Origin of the sequence: Massilia sp. DD77 (genome assembly GCF_036961685.1) — a bacterium.
Lineage (GTDB): Bacteria > Pseudomonadota > Gammaproteobacteria > Burkholderiales > Burkholderiaceae_D > Telluria.
The window spans coordinates 53,206-67,641 of the sequence record NZ_JBAMDH010000009.1 but is presented as its reverse complement, the minus strand read 5'-3'; the positions used below and the strand labels follow the sequence as shown (position 1 = coordinate 67,641).

Annotated in this window: 14 protein-coding genes; 8 read left to right on the top strand and 6 right to left on the bottom strand. The window is 69.5% G+C overall.

Features of this window, described 5'->3' with window-relative positions:
* Positions 1-14 precede the first annotated feature (14 nt).
* On the top strand, positions 15-497 hold the full coding sequence (locus V7778_RS06925; protein ID WP_335553130.1) for a MarR family winged helix-turn-helix transcriptional regulator: 483 nt from the start codon (positions 15-17) through the stop codon (positions 495-497).
* 76 nt (positions 498-573) lie between these two features.
* On the opposite strand, the gene V7778_RS06920 is transcribed toward V7778_RS06925, so the two are convergent.
* Positions 574-1,956 (bottom strand): aminotransferase-like domain-containing protein, encoded by a 1,383-nt coding sequence (locus V7778_RS06920; protein ID WP_442920705.1) that lies wholly within the window; start codon positions 1,954-1,956, stop codon positions 574-576.
* Between the two features lie 154 nt (positions 1,957-2,110).
* Here V7778_RS06920 and V7778_RS06915 point away from each other — a divergent pair, with 154 nt between their 5' ends.
* A complete protein-coding gene (locus V7778_RS06915; RefSeq protein ID WP_335553126.1) occupies positions 2,111-2,347 on the top strand; it encodes a hypothetical protein in 237 nt (78 codons plus the stop codon).
* Positions 2,348-2,420: 73 nt separating this feature from the next.
* Here the strand turns inward: V7778_RS06915 and V7778_RS06910 are convergent, their stop codons facing one another.
* The gene (locus V7778_RS06910) at positions 2,421-3,215 is read right to left on the bottom strand and encodes a ThuA domain-containing protein (protein ID WP_335553124.1); all 795 of its coding nucleotides are present in this window, start codon (positions 3,213-3,215) and stop codon (positions 2,421-2,423) included.
* Between the two features lie 171 nt (positions 3,216-3,386).
* On the opposite strand from V7778_RS06910, the gene V7778_RS06905 reads away from it, so the two are divergent.
* The 4 genes from V7778_RS06905 (at position 3,387) to V7778_RS06890 (ending at position 7,020) form a co-directional block, all read left to right on the top strand.
* A complete protein-coding gene (locus V7778_RS06905) occupies positions 3,387-4,223 on the top strand; it encodes a universal stress protein (RefSeq protein WP_335553122.1) in 837 nt (278 codons plus the stop codon).
* A gap of 100 nt (positions 4,224-4,323) precedes the next feature.
* The gene (locus V7778_RS06900) at positions 4,324-4,800 is read left to right on the top strand and encodes a bacteriohemerythrin (protein WP_335553120.1); all 477 of its coding nucleotides are present in this window, start codon (positions 4,324-4,326) and stop codon (positions 4,798-4,800) included.
* 78 nt (positions 4,801-4,878) lie between these two features.
* Positions 4,879-5,700 carry a metallophosphoesterase gene (locus V7778_RS06895; RefSeq protein WP_335553118.1) on the top strand — a complete coding sequence of 274 codons (822 nt, stop codon included), beginning with the start codon at positions 4,879-4,881 and terminating at the stop codon, positions 5,698-5,700.
* A gap of 141 nt (positions 5,701-5,841) precedes the next feature.
* Positions 5,842-7,020: a GGDEF domain-containing protein gene (locus V7778_RS06890; protein WP_335553116.1), complete on the top strand. Its 1,179-nt coding sequence runs from the start codon at positions 5,842-5,844 to the stop codon at positions 7,018-7,020.
* A gap of 60 nt (positions 7,021-7,080) precedes the next feature.
* Here V7778_RS06890 and phbB read toward each other — a convergent pair whose 3' ends face one another.
* The 4 genes from phbB to V7778_RS06870 all read right to left on the bottom strand — a co-directional run bounded on the left by phbB (position 7,081) and on the right by V7778_RS06870 (position 11,858).
* Complete coding sequence (phbB, locus tag V7778_RS06885; protein ID WP_335553114.1) at positions 7,081-7,803, bottom strand: acetoacetyl-CoA reductase; 723 nt, start codon at positions 7,801-7,803, stop codon at positions 7,081-7,083.
* Positions 7,804-7,907: 104 nt separating this feature from the next.
* Complete coding sequence (locus V7778_RS06880; RefSeq protein WP_335553112.1) at positions 7,908-9,011, bottom strand: NAD(P)H-dependent flavin oxidoreductase; 1,104 nt, start codon at positions 9,009-9,011, stop codon at positions 7,908-7,910.
* Positions 9,012-9,087: 76 nt separating this feature from the next.
* Positions 9,088-11,301, bottom strand: coding sequence for a hybrid sensor histidine kinase/response regulator (locus tag V7778_RS06875; RefSeq protein WP_335553110.1), 2,214 nt, complete (start codon positions 11,299-11,301; stop codon positions 9,088-9,090).
* A 71-nt stretch (positions 11,302-11,372) separates the two neighbouring features.
* The gene (locus tag V7778_RS06870) at positions 11,373-11,858 is read right to left on the bottom strand and encodes a winged helix-turn-helix transcriptional regulator (RefSeq protein ID WP_211518261.1); all 486 of its coding nucleotides are present in this window, start codon (positions 11,856-11,858) and stop codon (positions 11,373-11,375) included.
* 102 nt (positions 11,859-11,960) lie between these two features.
* On the opposite strand from V7778_RS06870, the gene V7778_RS06865 reads away from it, so the two are divergent.
* Positions 11,961-13,253 (top strand): D-amino acid dehydrogenase, encoded by a 1,293-nt coding sequence (locus V7778_RS06865; protein ID WP_335553108.1) that lies wholly within the window; start codon positions 11,961-11,963, stop codon positions 13,251-13,253.
* A complete protein-coding gene (gene alr, locus V7778_RS06860) occupies positions 13,250-14,365 on the top strand; it encodes an alanine racemase (protein WP_335553106.1) in 1,116 nt (371 codons plus the stop codon). The genes V7778_RS06865 and alr overlap by 4 nt, the downstream gene beginning before the upstream one ends.
* Positions 14,366-14,436: the final 71 nt, after the last annotated feature.

Below are 14,436 nucleotides of genomic sequence, written 5' to 3'. Positions count from 1 at the left end.
TTGTCTTGCCGCCCATGAATATTGAACAGCTTGCCCACACGCCCTGCTACTGCTCCTCGCTGCGGCAGGCGTCGCGCTACCTGACCTCGTTCTATGACCAGATGCTCAGCGGGACCGGACTGCGCGTGACCCAGTTCTCGATCCTCGCCAAGCTGCTGCGCGGCAGCGCCAATGTCAACCAGCTGGCCAAGGCCATGGTCATGGACCGCACGACCCTGGCGCGCAACCTGCAGCCGCTGGTGCGCGAGGAGCTGATCGTGATCCGGGCGAGCGAACAGGACAGGCGCGAAAGGGTCATCGAACTGAGCGGACGCGGACGCGAAGTCATCACGGCCGCGCGTCCGGCATGGGAACGTGCGCAGCAGCTGTTCGCCGAGCGCTTCGGCCAGGTGCAGGCGGACGACATGCGCGCCATGATGGCCGCGGTGGTCGGCAGCGGTGTGCACGAGGCGCTCGGGAAGCCGGTCCAGGAAGCGGCCGCGGACGACGCGCCCTGATCCTGGCAGGCCAGGCTTCGCAAGCGGTTTTCTCCGCGGGACTGTCGACGCCATCCGGCGCAGATGCGCGCATCGGCTAGACCACGGCAGCACTGAAGGCCTCGGGCCGTCGCGCAAGCAGGTGAGACAGCCGTTGAAGGCCCGCTTGCAAGCGCCCGCGGTCCCTGATGCTGCCCAAGGAGATCCGGATCGCATTCACGGAGCGGCCGTCCGTGGCGAATGCCTCGGCCGGCGTGACCGCGATGCCCGCGCTGCCGGCCGCGCGCGCAAGCTGGGAGGCGTTCCAATACGCCGGCAGCGCGAGCCATACATGCAGCCCGTCTCCGGCGCCCCTGTAGCGCCCTGCAAGGATATCGCGCGCCATCCGATGGCGCAGGCGCGCCTCCTTGCGCACCCCCTCCATCAATCTGCCGGCCGAACCGTCGAGGATCCACTGGGTGGCCAGCGCTGCCGCCAGCGGGTCGGCCATCAGCGCAAACGCTCTGAGCGCGGCCAGGAAACCTTCCCGTACCTGCGGATCGCGCACCAGCACGAAAGCGACACGCAAGCCGGGCGTCAGGCATTTCGAGAGGGTCGAGATGTAATAGACCTGTTCCGGGGCAAACGTGGCAATGGGCGGCGGCGGCGCGTTGGCAAGGAGCCAGTAGGGATCGTCTTCGACGATGCGCACCTCGCAGCGTTCTGCGATGGCGGCAAGTTCCTGTCGCCGGCGCTCCGGCATGGTGACCGCGGTCGGGTTCTGCAAGGTCGGATTGAGGTAGATCAGCCCAGGCTTGTGTGCGCGGCACGCTTCCTCGAGCAGCCCGGGCACCATCCCGTGCCGGTCCGCGCCCACCGCGATGAGGTGGCGGCCGAACTGGGTTGCCGCGGCACGCAAGCCGGGATAACTCGCAGGCTCGGCCAGGATGACGTCGCCGGGCTGCGTCAGCGCGAGCATCAATGCGGCGATCGCCGCTTGCGCACCCGGACAGACAAGGACTTGCCCGGCATCCAGATGCCCGAACATCGGTGCTAGCCACCTGGCTCCAGCCTCGCGGCCGGAATCGCTGCCCCCGCCCAAGTGGTAGGTCATCAGCAAGGCATGATCTGCCCCCATCAGCACCTGGGACAGTCCTTGCTTCAACATGTCGCCGAGGTCCACACCGTCCGGCGGCGGCGGGTTGTTCATGCTCAGGTCGAGGACCGAGGTCAACTCGACCTTTGGCGCCGCCACATAAGTGCCCCGCGCGCCGCGGCCCTCCAGCAAGTTGCGGCGCCTGGCTTCGTCGTAGGCGCGGGTGACCGTCGTCAGGTCGACATCCAGTTGCGCCGCCAGCCGGCGCTGCGGAGGAAGACGGTCGCCCGGTTTCAGCGATCCATTCGCCACCGCCACCTGCAGGGCATCCGCGATCTGCAGGAAGCGCGGCCCGCCGTGCACGGCCAATCGCGGCACCCAGATTAACGAATCGTCATCTTGCATGGAGTTCAACTGGGACATTTTGTCTCAATGTATGGAAATTGCTTCTGCGTAGAATGCCCTAGAACGGGCGGCAAGACCATACTTGTATGGCAGCCCGCTGGAGCGTCCGATGGTGCCGGTGGTCCCTTAAGTAAGCCTGGAAATATACAAAGTGATGGATTGGTTCCCCATAGTCTTCTTTACCTTCAAGATGCTCGTCCTGGGCACGGGCATGTTCTTCGCCGTCAAGTGGCATTACGATCAAGGGAAGAAGAAGAAAGAGAAGGAGCAGCGCGAGGTGCTGCGCGCGGCCGGCAAGGCGGCGGCCGTCTTCGTGCTATCGCTCCTGGTCCTGGGGCTCATCACCTTCGTCTTGCTCAGGAGCCTCAGTTTGGACTTGAGCTTGCCATGACGGCGAAGCATGGCCGGTCGACAGCTTCGGCCAACAGCATCGGCATCGCTGCGGAAGGATTCGCTGCACGCCATCAGGCAGGGGGCTTCTCCAGGCGTCTTTCATCGGCGCGGAAGCCCTTGCCTGTCGCCGCCCAATAGATGCCGCCATACAGGTGGTGCAGGAATAGCGGATCGCGGTAAGTGGCGGCCATATGGCCCAGTCCCGTGTAGAAGGCGCGGCCGCCCTCGTAGTCCTGGTACCAGGCCACCGGATGGAAGGCGCCCATGCCCTTGCCCTTCTTGTCGCCCCAATCCGTCTGCGGCGCATAAGTCGACTCGTCCACACTCAACAGATAGTTGAGCTTCGCGCGCGCCGGACCGTATTCGTACCACTCGTCGGTGAACAGCGAGCGCGGGGCGAAGCGTTCCATGCCGGGGAAGTCGCGTTGCTCCACCTTCAGCACCGCCGTCTGCACCGCCGGATGGATGTGGAACATGTGCCCGACCATCTTCGTATACCACGGCCAGCCGTATTCGGTGTCGGCCGCGCTATGCACCCCCACGTAGCCGCCGCCGCGCCGGATGTAGCGCTCGAAGGCGGCCTGCTGCGTGTCGTCCAGCACGTCGCCGGTGGTCAGCAGGAAGACCACGGCCTGGTACTTGGCCAGCTCGGCGTCGTTCATCACGCGCCCCGCGTCCGCGGTCCAGAACACCTCGAAATCATGCAGCTTGCCCAGCTCCTGCACCGCCGTCACGCCCGCATGCACGGCGTCGTGGTGCCAGCCGGCGGTCTTGGTAAACAGCAGGACCTTGAATTGTTCGGCCTGGGCGGGGCCCATGGCAAGCAGGCCGCACAGGGCGGCGGCGGTACGAAGGAGCTTGGTCATCTTTCGGCATGGAGAAACAGGAGCGTCCACGCTAATGGACACGTTTCCATTTGTCAATCGATCGGGGGACGCACCGGGCGCGAAGCGGTACTGACAGCGGCATGGGCAAGGCGTAGAGTAGACGGTGCAAGCGACGATGCTAGCGGCTTCACCATCATGGAGGGAGTCATCATGTACAAGACCATCATCGTTCACGTCGACGGCAGTGTGCGCCAGGACAGCCGGCTGCGCGCCGCCGTGCTGCTGGCAAACCGGCACGGCGCCCACCTCGTCGGCAGCGCCGCCACCGGCATGTCGATGGCGAATTACGCGATCCTCAACGGCTCGATGGCCATGCCGATCGCGGAGAATGATTACCAGGACCTGCGCGACGCCGTGGCGGCCCAGCTCCTTCCCTTCGAGGAACAGGCCGCGCAGCTGGGCGCGGCCTCGGTCGAGTCGCGCGTGCTCGAGGACAACACCCGCTACGCCCTGCTGCTGCAGTCGCGCTACGCCGACCTGGTGGTGCTGAGCCAGGACGATCCGCCCGAAGCGCACACCGCGGGCGTGCGCCACCTGCCCGAATTCCTGGCCCTGCATGGTCCGCGTCCGGTCCTGGTGGTGCCGACCAGCTACCGCAACGAAGCGATTCCCGGCACCGCCGTGGTCGGCTGGGACGGCAGCGTGCCGGCCATCCGCGCCATCCAGGCCGCCTTGCCGCTGCTGCGCGAGGCGCCGCTGGTGCGCCTGGTGCTGGTCAATCCCGACGAGCAGGCCGAGTTGCACGGCGAAGAGCCGGGCGCGGAGATGGGGCGCTACCTGGCGCGCCATGGGGTGCAGGTCGAGGTGGTGGTCGAGCGCACCCGCGACACGGCGGGCGACGCCCTGATCGCCCTGGCCCACGACAGCCACGCCGGGCTGATGGTGGCGGGGGTCTATGGCCACAGCCGCTACCGCGAGTGGGCGCTGGGCGGCGCGACCCGCGCCCTGCTGCACCGGGCGCCGGCGCCGCTGCTCTGCGCGCATTGAGGCCCTGCTTCCAAAAAGTTTGATCTATCTCAAACCCACGAGCCCAGCGGACGGCGAGACTCATCCATTCCAATCATCGCAATACGAACAGCAGCGCGCCATGACCCTCTCCCGCATTCCACCTCGCCGCATTCCATTCAACAGCACGCGCGCCATCTGCGCCGCCATCCGCCATGCGCGCAAGCACCTCTGCAGCCGCCTCCTGCATGCCGCGAGCGCGCCGGACGAAGGCTTCGTGCGCGCGTTCCCCTCCCTGGTGGCGGCGGTCGAAGCCGGCTTTCGCCACGAGGAGATGGCGATGGAAGCCCTGGGCTACGCCAGCCTGCACGAGCACCGCGCCGAAAACGCCACCCTGCTGTCCGCCCTGCACCGCGCGGCGTCGCTGGTCGAGGCCGGCGACGTGGCTCTCGGGCGCCAGGTGCTGGCCGCCCTGCGCGACCTGCTGTCGCTGCACCGGCTCACCACCGACCTGGCGCTGGCGATGGCGGCCCGCCCCACGGCCGCGCGCCTGCGCATGCGCGTGCGCGGCCGCCCCTTGCGGGCGGCGCAGCTCCACCACCCGCGCCACGCGCGCTGAGCTGCCAAGGCGCCCGCGGCTTCAGGTAGCCGCTGCAACGGGGCAAGGTCCGGGCGTTCCCGCTATACTGCGCGAACCATGCGCATCCAGCTTTTTTCCGACCTGCATCTCGAACGCTACCCGGCCTTCCAGCCCGTCATCGGCGCCGATACGGACGTCGTCATCCTGGCTGGCGACATCGGCTCCTACCAGGCCGGCTCGCGCCTTGACGGCAGCGACTTCGGGCTGGAGCGCTTCGCGCCGCCGGACGGCCGCACCGTGCTCTACGTGCCGGGCAACCATGAATTCGACGGCCTCGAGTTCGACGAGACCTATGCCCGCCTGCGCGCCACCTGCGCGCGCCTGGGCATCGTCTGGCTCGACCGCGAAACCGTGACGCTCGGCCACGTGCGCTTCATCGGCACCACCCTGTGGGCCGACTTCGACGCCCTCGCGGTGCGCGAACGCGAGCTGACCAAGCAGCTGCAGCAGCGCTCCAAGGCCTTCCGCGCCGCCAACTACTACCTGAGCAAGAACACCACGCTCAAGGCCGGTGTGCCGGTGCTGGCCGAGGAAATGCGCGGGATGTCGCTCGACTGCCAGGCCTGGCTGCGCGCCGCGCTCGGCACGCCCTTCGACGGCGTCACGGTGGCGGTGACCCACTTCGCGCCGAGCCTGCAGAGCGCCGACCCGCGCTACGGCATCACGCCGGGCACCGCCGGATTCTGCAATGCCATGGACCACATGCTGCCCCTGGCCGACGTCTGGGTGCACGGCCACCTGCACTGCCACAACGATTATGTGGTAAGCGGCAACGAAAACGGCCGGGACTGGCGCTGTCGCGTGGTCGCCAACCCGCTCGGCTACCTCAGCAAGGGTGAACAGGAAGCTTTCCGCCCAGACCTCGTCATCGAGCTGTAGAAGGTGTAGCCTGTCGCTATGCGAATCGGTTGACCGCGCGACAGGCCGTTTTGATCCACATCAAGCATCTTGCGCACTGGATTCGCGATCCATCACGGGTAAGCAGCCGATTCATATGCTCATGTGAGCAAAGGCAATGCGATGTCCGTGTTTTTTCCCCGCACAGAGGCGACGCCACCAACAGAGGCGCCAGGCCGTGGCCTGTTCCCGCACCGGCGGCCGCGCGCGCCGCCGCTGACACCCGAGCAGGCACGCCAGTTCGACGAGTGCGCCGACCTTGCGGTACGGCGCCTCCTGCCCGCGCTCGGGCCGGCGCTGGGCGCCTGCGTCCTGATGCTGGGCGCCTGGGATGTCCTGTTGGGCCTGCCCAATGCGCCCGGCCTGCTCTTGCTGCGCCTGGCCGTGGTCGCGGCCGGTGCACTCACCTGGTTCACCAGCCGCCTGCCCTGGTCGCCGACCTGGCGCTGCGCCGTCCTGTTCGCCACCCATACCGCGGCGCTCTTCCTGTGCGCCGATTCCATCGAGCACGGTTTGATGCATGGCGCACCGGCCCTGGTCGCCTCCATGCTCACCATCGGCCTGGTCGATCCGCGTCCGCTGCGCTGCCTGCTGGTGCTGGCGGCGCCGGTGCTGGCCTTCGCGGTGCTGGGCGCGCTCGCCCTGCCTTCCGCGCTGTGGCTGGCAGGGCTGGCGGCCTGCGGCGCGGCCCTGCTGCTGGCCCTGGGACTGTCGCGCATCAACGGCTGCCTGCGGCGCGAGGTCTGGCTGCGCGAGCAGCAATTACTCGACGCTTGCCGCCACGACAGTCTGAGCGGGGCGCTGTCGCGCGCCTACGTGACCGAACTGGCCGAGCGCGACCTGACCCTTGCCCTGCGCCACGGCCGCCCGCTGGCGGTGGCAATGATCGACATCGACCACTTCAAGGGCGTCAACGACCGCCACGGCCACGCGGCGGGCGACGCCGTGATCCGGGCCCTGGTGGCGACCTGCCTGCGCAGCCTGCGCGGCAGCGACTACATCGGCCGCCTGGGCGGCGAGGAATTCGTGTGCGTGATGCCGGAAACCCGCGCCGGCGAGGCGCTCGCCTGCGCCGAGCGCATCCGCACCGGCTTCGCCGCCCTGCGCGTGGCCTCGACGGCCGGACCGATGCGCTGCACGATCAGCATCGGCGTCAGCGTGCTGGAGCAGCACGGAGCCTGGAGCGAGCTGCTGCGCGATGCCGACGCCGCCCTGTACCGGGCCAAGGAGGGCGGTCGCAACCGCACCCTGCTGGCGCCGTCCGCCCTGCGCGCCCAGCGCGCCGCCGGCAGCCCCTGGTAAGCGAAGGGCCGGCGGGACCTGCACGTCCGGCATGGCGCAAGGGCAGGACCAGCCCGGGCCTCAAGCCAGGTATTGCCCGCCATTGACGTCGAAGGTGGCGCCGGTAATGAAGCCGGCGGCCTCATCGGCTAGGAAGACCACCGTGCGCGCAATGTCCGCCGACGCGCCCATGCGCCCGGCGGGGATGCCGGCCGTGATCGCCGCCAGCACGTCCGGGCGCATGGCCGCCACCATGGGCGTGTCGCAATAGCCGGGCGCCACGGCGTTGACGGTCACGTTGCGCGCCGCGTTTTCGAGCGCCAGCGACTTGGTGAAGCCGATGATGCCCGCCTTCGCCGCGGCGTAGTTGCACTGGCCGGCCTGCCCCTTGCGCGCATTGATCGAGCTGATGTTGACGATGCGCCCGAAGCCGCGCGCCCGCATGCCTTCGATGACGGGCCGGGTCATGGCGAACATCGACCCGAGGTTGGTCTGGATGACGCTCCACCATTGCTCCTCGCTCATCTTGTGGAACATGGCGTCGGCCGTGATGCCGGCATTGTTGACCAGGACGCCGACCGGGCCGAGTTCGGCCTCGACCCGCGCCACGCCCTCGCAACAGGCCGCGAAATCCGACACGTCCCAGCGGTAGACGGCGATGCCGTGCTCGCGCTGGAATGCGTGCGCTTCCTCTTCGTCGTAGAGATAATTGGCCGCCACCTGGTGCCCCGCCTCGCGCAGGGCCAGGGCAATCGCCTTGCCGAGTCCGCGCGTTCCGCCCGTCACGATCGCCGTCCTGCCCATACGCCCTCCCCGTGTCTCTCGACCTGTCCATTCCCGCGCCGCCCTGCCACTATCGCCGGGCGGGCGGCTCCGGACCTGATCTGCCTCAATCCTGTTCCGGCCCGCTAGCCCTGCGCCATCTCGGCCGCCAGGCGTTCGACCAGCTCGGCGGCCGGCAGTTCGCGCGCCAGCTGGAATCCCTGGCCGGCCCAGTTGACCGTGTAGTCCTGCACGCCCTGCGCGCCTGCGGCGGCGACCAGGGCCTTGGCCGCGTCGTAGGCGATCGGATAGTCCGGCAGCGGCGGATGGCCGGACGCGCCGACCTCGTCGAAGAAGCGGTTGACCAGGCCACGGGCCGGGCGCCCGGAGATGGCGGCCGTGATCGCGGTGCGCAGCCTGCCGCCGCCCTCGCCGGGCTCCATGCCTGCGTCTTTTCCTGCTCCCGCGCGCATCAGCTGGCGGTGGTGGGCCGTGGCCGAGGATTCCGGGCACAGGATGAAGGCCGTGCCCAGTTGCGCGCCCGCCGCCCCCAGCCGCTGCACGGCGGCGATGCCCTGCCCGTCCATGATGCCGCCGGCCGCCACCACCGGCAGGCGCAGGCGCGCCGCCAGCAGGCGCACCAGGGCGAGGGTGCCGATCGCCGGATCGGGCTGTTCGTGGTCGAACACGCCGCGGTGGCCGCCGGCCTCGTAGCCCTGGGCCACCACCGCGTCGACACCGGCCGCCTCGGCCGCGAGCGCTTCCTCGAGCGAGGTGGCGCTGGCCAGCAGCACGCAGCCGGCCGCGCGCAGGGCCGCGATCTGGTCCGCCGAGGGCAAGCCGAAGTGGAAGCTGACCACCGCCGGACGCTCGCTCACCAGCACCTCGAGCATGGCGGGATCGGCCAGGAAGCTGGTGTAGATCTCGCGCAGCGCGCCGGGTGGCTGTGCGCCGAGGGCGGCGAAATGAGGACGCAGGTAATCCAGCCATTGCGCCTCGCGCGCCGGATCGGCCTGGGCGGGCCGGTGGGTGAACACATTGACGTTGAAAGGCTTCGCGGTGAGCTTGCGGACTTCCTGGATTGCGGCGCGGGCCTGGGCGGCGTTGCCGGCGCCGACCGCGATCGAGCCGAGCGCGCCCGCTTCCGAGACGGCGGCCGCCAGGCGCGGGGTGGAGACGCCCGCCATCGGGGCCTGGATGATGGGGTGGCGGATGCCGAGCAGCGTGCTCAGGCTCGTGGTGGCGTTCATGCTGCACTCTCCTGGTGGAATCGACACCGGACGAGTATACGCTTGCCGCGCCCGTCTTGCCGGACGCGGGCCGGTTTCAGTCCGGCGCCGGCGCGCTCGCGGGCGTGGCCACCAGCGCATTGACCAGCGCCTCGACGCCGGCCGGCTTGGTGAGGTGGACGTCGAAGCCCGCCTGCATCGCCCGTTCCACATCCTCCTTCTGGCCGTAGCCGGTCAGCGCCACCAGGTGCACCCGCTCGCCGCCCGGCAGGCGGCGCAAGGCGCGCGCCAGCGCGTAGCCATCCATGTCGGGCAGGCCGATATCGAGGATGGCGGCGGCCGGCAGGCGCCCCTGCACCACGCGCAGGCCCTCGGTCGCCGTGTGCGCGACCTCGACCTCGTGGCCCAGGTCCTCGAACAGGGCGGCGGTCAGCGCCGCGGCGTCCTCATTGTCGTCCACCACCAGGATGCGGCGGCGCGCGTCGCGGCGCCGTTCCGGCAGCGGCAGCGGCGCCTCGGCCGGCTGGCCCAGGGGCAGCACCACCTCGAAGCGGCTGCCCTGGTCCGGACCTGCGCTATGGGCCGACACGCCGCCGCCGTGCAGCTCGACGATCTTGCGCACGATCGCCAGGCCCAGCCCCAGGCCGCCGGTGCGCCGCGCCAGCGGCTGCGGCGCCTGGAAGAAGGGTTCGAACACCTGCGACAGCAGGCCAGGCGTCATGCCGACGCCGTTGTCGCTCACGGCCAGCAGCGCCTTGCCGTCGTGCGCGCGCAGGCTGACCCGCGTGTCGCTGCTGCCGAAGCGCGCGGCGTTCGACAGCAGGTTGTTCAGCACCTGGGCCAGGCGGGTCTCGTCGCCGTCGACCCAGAGCGATTCCGGCGCGTCGACGCTCACCGCCTCGCCGGCATGGGCCGCGGCGGCATGCCGCACCAGCTCCGCCAGGTTCAAGGGACGGGGGTCGATGCGCAGCTTGCCCGAAGTGATGCGCGACACGTCCAGCAGGTCGTCGACCAGGCGCCGCAGGTGGTCCACCTGGCGCCGCATGATGGCGCGCTCGCGCTGGCCGGCGCTCTCGCGCCGCAGGTCCATCATGTCGAGCGCAGCCTGGATCGGGCTCAGGGGATTGCGCAGTTCGTGGCCCAGCATGGCGAGGAAGGCGTCCTTGGCCTGTCCCGCCTGGCGCGCCTGGTCCAGCGCTTCCTCCTGCCGCGCCAGTGCCTGCTCCAGGGTGGCCAGCAGGCGCGATCGCTCTTCCTCGTGGGCGGCGCGCTGGCGCGCGGCGGCCGCCAGGGCCTGGCCCATCAGCCTGAACTCCTTCACCCGCGACGGCGGCACCGTCACCGCCTTGCCCTCGCCCAGCGCGCTGGCGGCGGCCTGCATTCCGCCGATGGTGCGGACGATGCGGCTGGAGAGCCAGGAGGCGATGCCGATGCAGGCGCCGAAGGTGGCCAGGATGCCGGCCAGGTAGAGGGCGAAGCGCTCGATGAAGGTGTAGCCGTGGGCCGCGTTCGGCGCGCCCAGCGCTACCGACCAGCCGTAGCGCGCCGATGTCGTGAAGGCTGTCACGACATCGGCGCCCTCGAGCGTGACGGTGCGTCCGACGTGCTCGCGGCCGCCGCTGCGCATCATGGCTTGCAGGGTGGCGCTGGCCGGCTTGCCGACGGTGGCTTCCTGGTTGCGCGAGCGCGCCACGATCAGTCCCGAGGCGTCCATGACCGAGATCACCGAGTCGGCCGGCAGCTTCTGGCGCGCGATCACGTCCAGGAAGCGGTCCGGCCGGATCACGGCGGTGAGCGCGTACTCCCTGTGACCGCGTCCTTCGGCCACGATGCGCACCGGGACCGCCGCGCGCCCGCCTTTGCCGCGCGTCACGCGTCCGGCCACCGGCCGGCGCAAGGCGAACAGTTGGTCGAGGCTGCCCGGATCGGCCGTGGGGGCGGCCGGCGCCCCGTAGGGCGCCATGGTGCGCAGCAAGGGTTTGCCCGTATCGTCCGACAGGATCACGCCCAGCCAGTTCGGCTGGGCCTGGGCGCTCGCCAGCGCGTGGAAGCCGCGCAGGTCGCCGCTGGTGAATTCGGGGCTGCGCGCCATCGAGGCCAGCACGTTGACGGTGGCGTCCAGTTCCGTGTCCACCGCGCTGGACAGGGCGCGCGCGTGGTTGAGCATCAGCCTTTCCTGCTCCTGCTCGTGGTAGCGCGCGGCGCCGTGGATGGTCCAGACCCCGAGCAGCGCCAGGGGCAGCAGGCCGATCGCCGTCAGCAGGATCAGCATGTGACGGAGAGACAGGGCCAGCCCCTCATGAGCGCGCATACGTGTGCCGGAATATGAACCGGGTAGGGAAAATACGATTATAGACCCTCGGCCGGTCGCGGCCCGGGTATCTAGCGCTCGATCGACAGCGCCAGCGTTTCCTTCAGCTCTTCCATCACCACGTAGCTCTTCGACTGGCCGGCGTCGGCCACGTGCAGGATCTCGCCCAGCAGGCGGCGGTACTCGGACATTTCGGGAATGCGCGCCTTGATCAGGTAGTCGAAGTCGCCCGAGACCAGGTGGCATTCCAGTACTTCCGGAATGGCGAACATGGCGCGCTTGAAGCGGTCGAAGGCCTTCTCGGATTTCTGGTGCAGGGTGATCTCGACGAACACCAGGATCTGCAAGCCCAGCGCCTGCGGATTGACGCGCGCATGGTAGCCGCTGATCACGCCGTCGCGCTCCATGCGCTTGACGCGCTCGATGCAGGGCGTGAGCGACAAGCCCACCTGCTCGGCCAGGTCCTTCATGACGATGCGCCCGTCCTGCTGGAGGATGGCCAGGATGTGCAGGTCGATCCGGTCCAGGATGCGGGTCGAGGCTTTTTGCACGCGCATGAAGTTTTCCCAAAAACGAGTGTATTAACAGAAACAATTATGGCAGCACCCACGCTACCATGGCAACCTTTCCTAAAAATCTTTTCTCTTGTCGAGGAAGCCATGCAAGTCATCGTGCTGGGCAGCGGAGTGGTCGGCGTCACCACCGCATACTATCTGGCGAAAGCCGGCCATGCCGTCACCGTCATCGACCGCCAGCCCGGTCCCGCCCTCGAGACCAGCTTCGCCAATGCCGGCCAGATCTCGCCCGGCTACGCCTCGCCCTGGGCCGCGCCCGGCATTCCGCTGAAGGCCGCCAAGTGGCTGTTCCAGCGCCATGCGCCGCTGGCGATCCGCCCGGACGGCAGCCTGTTCCAGCTCGCCTGGATGTGGCAGATGGTCAAGAACTGCTCGGCCGACCGGTATGCGGTCAACAAGGAGCGCATGGTGCGCCTCGCCGAGTACAGCCGCGATTGCATGCGCGCCCTGCGCCAGGAAACCGGCATCGCCTACGAAGGCCGCCAGCAGGGCACCCTGCAGCTGTTCCGCACCCAGGCCCAGTTCGACGCCGCCGGCAAGGACATCGAGGTGCTCAAGAACGCCGGCGTCGCCTACGAACTGCTGACCCGCGAGCAGCTGGCCCAGGCCGAGCCGGCCCTGGCCAATGTGCGCGAAAAGCTGGTCGGCGGCCTGCGCCTGCCGAACGACGAAACCGGCGACTGCCAGCTGTTCACCACCCGCCTGGCCGAGATGGCGCGCGCCCTGGGCGTGCGCTTCGAGTACGGCGTCGAGATCCGCAGCCTGGTCGAGACCGGCGGCCAGGTGAGCGGCGTCGTCACCGACAAGGGCAGCTTGAGCGCCGACCGCTACGTGCTGGCCCTGGGCAGTTACTCGCGCCTGCTGCTGCAGCGCTGGTTCCCGCTGCCGGTCTATCCGCTCAAGGGCTATTCGATCACCGTGCCGATCACGGACGCGTCCCGCGCGCCGGTGTCGACCATCCTCGACGAGACCTACAAGATCGCCGTCACCCGCTTCGACGACCGCATCCGCGTGGGCGGCATGGCGGAGATCGCCGGCTACAGCAAGGCCTTGAACCCGCGCCGCCGCGCCACCCTGGAACTGGTCGTGAACGATTTGTTCCCGGGCGCCGGCGACACCCGCCAGGCCAGCTTCTGGACCGGCCTGCGCCCGATGACCCCGGACAGCACCCCGGTGGTGGGTGCCACCCCGCTCGGCAACCTGTTCGTCAATACCGGCCACGGCACCCTGGGCTGGACCATGGCTTGCGGCTCGGCCAGCGTAATCGCCGACCTGGTGGACGGCAAGACGCCCGCCATCCGTGCCGACGACCTGGCCGTGTTCCGCTACGCCGGCACGCCGGGCGGCGCCCCGCAAGGCGGCCTGGTACAGGCGTGAGCCCCGTGCACGCCAGCGAGCTGGCGCGCGCCGGCGCCATCCTGACCGTCGACCTGGGGGCGATCCGCGCCAACTACCGGCTGCTCGCCGCCCAGGCGCCCTTCTCCACCTGCGCGGCCGTCATGAAGGCGGACGCCTATGGCCTGGGCATGGAGCAGGTGGCGCCCGCCCTGGCCGAGGAAGGCTGCCGGGTCTTCTTCACCGCCCACGTGGCCGAAGGCATGCGCCTGCGCCAGCTGGTGCCGGAAGACTGCGCCATCTACGTGCTGCACGGCCCGCCCGCCGGCACGGCGCCCGACTTCTACCAGTACGACCTGATCCCGGTGCTGAACGACCCGGGCCAGCTGCGGGAATGGCGCGCCAGCGCGCAGCGCCTGGGCCGCGTCTTGCCGGCCGCGATCCAGCTGGATACCGGCATGTCGCGCATGGGCTTCGCGCCCGCCGACCTGGCGGCGCTGTCCGGCGATGCCGGCTGGCTGTCGGGGCTGGACGTGAAGCTCGTGATGAGCCACCTGGCCTGCGCCGACGAGGCCGCGCATCCGCTCAACGAGCGCCAGCGCCGGCGTTTCGCGCAGCTGCGCGAAGCCTTCCCGGGCGTGCCGGCCAGCCTGGCCAACTCCTCGGGCGTGTTCCTGGGCCCGGCCTACCACTACGACCTGCTGCGTCCGGGCGCGGCGCTGTACGGCATCAACCCGCACCCGGGCCAGCCGAATCCGCTGCGCCAGGCGGTGAGCCTGGCGGCGCGCATCGTCCAGGTGCGCACGGTCGCGGACGGCGACATCGTCGGCTACGGCGCGCGCTATGTCGCCAGCGGCCCGCGCCGCATCGCGACCATCGGCATCGGCTACGCCGACGGCTGGCTGCGCGCCCTGAGCGGCCATTCCCAGGCCTATGTCGACGGCGTGGCGGTTCCCTTCGCCGGCACGGTATCGATGGATTCGATCACGCTCGACGTCACCGGCCTGCTCGACGCGCGCGTGGCGCCGGGCCGGACGGTCGACCTGCTCTGCCCGCGGCAGGACGTGGACGCGGTCGCGGCCCAGGCCGGCACCATCGGCTACGAGCTGCTGACCCGCCTGGGCCGGCGCTTCCACCGCCACTACGTTTCCTAGGCCGCGCGTACTCCCGCGGCGCTGGCGCGTGACGCTCAAGGAATTATTGATTAATCGATAATTTTGAGTGA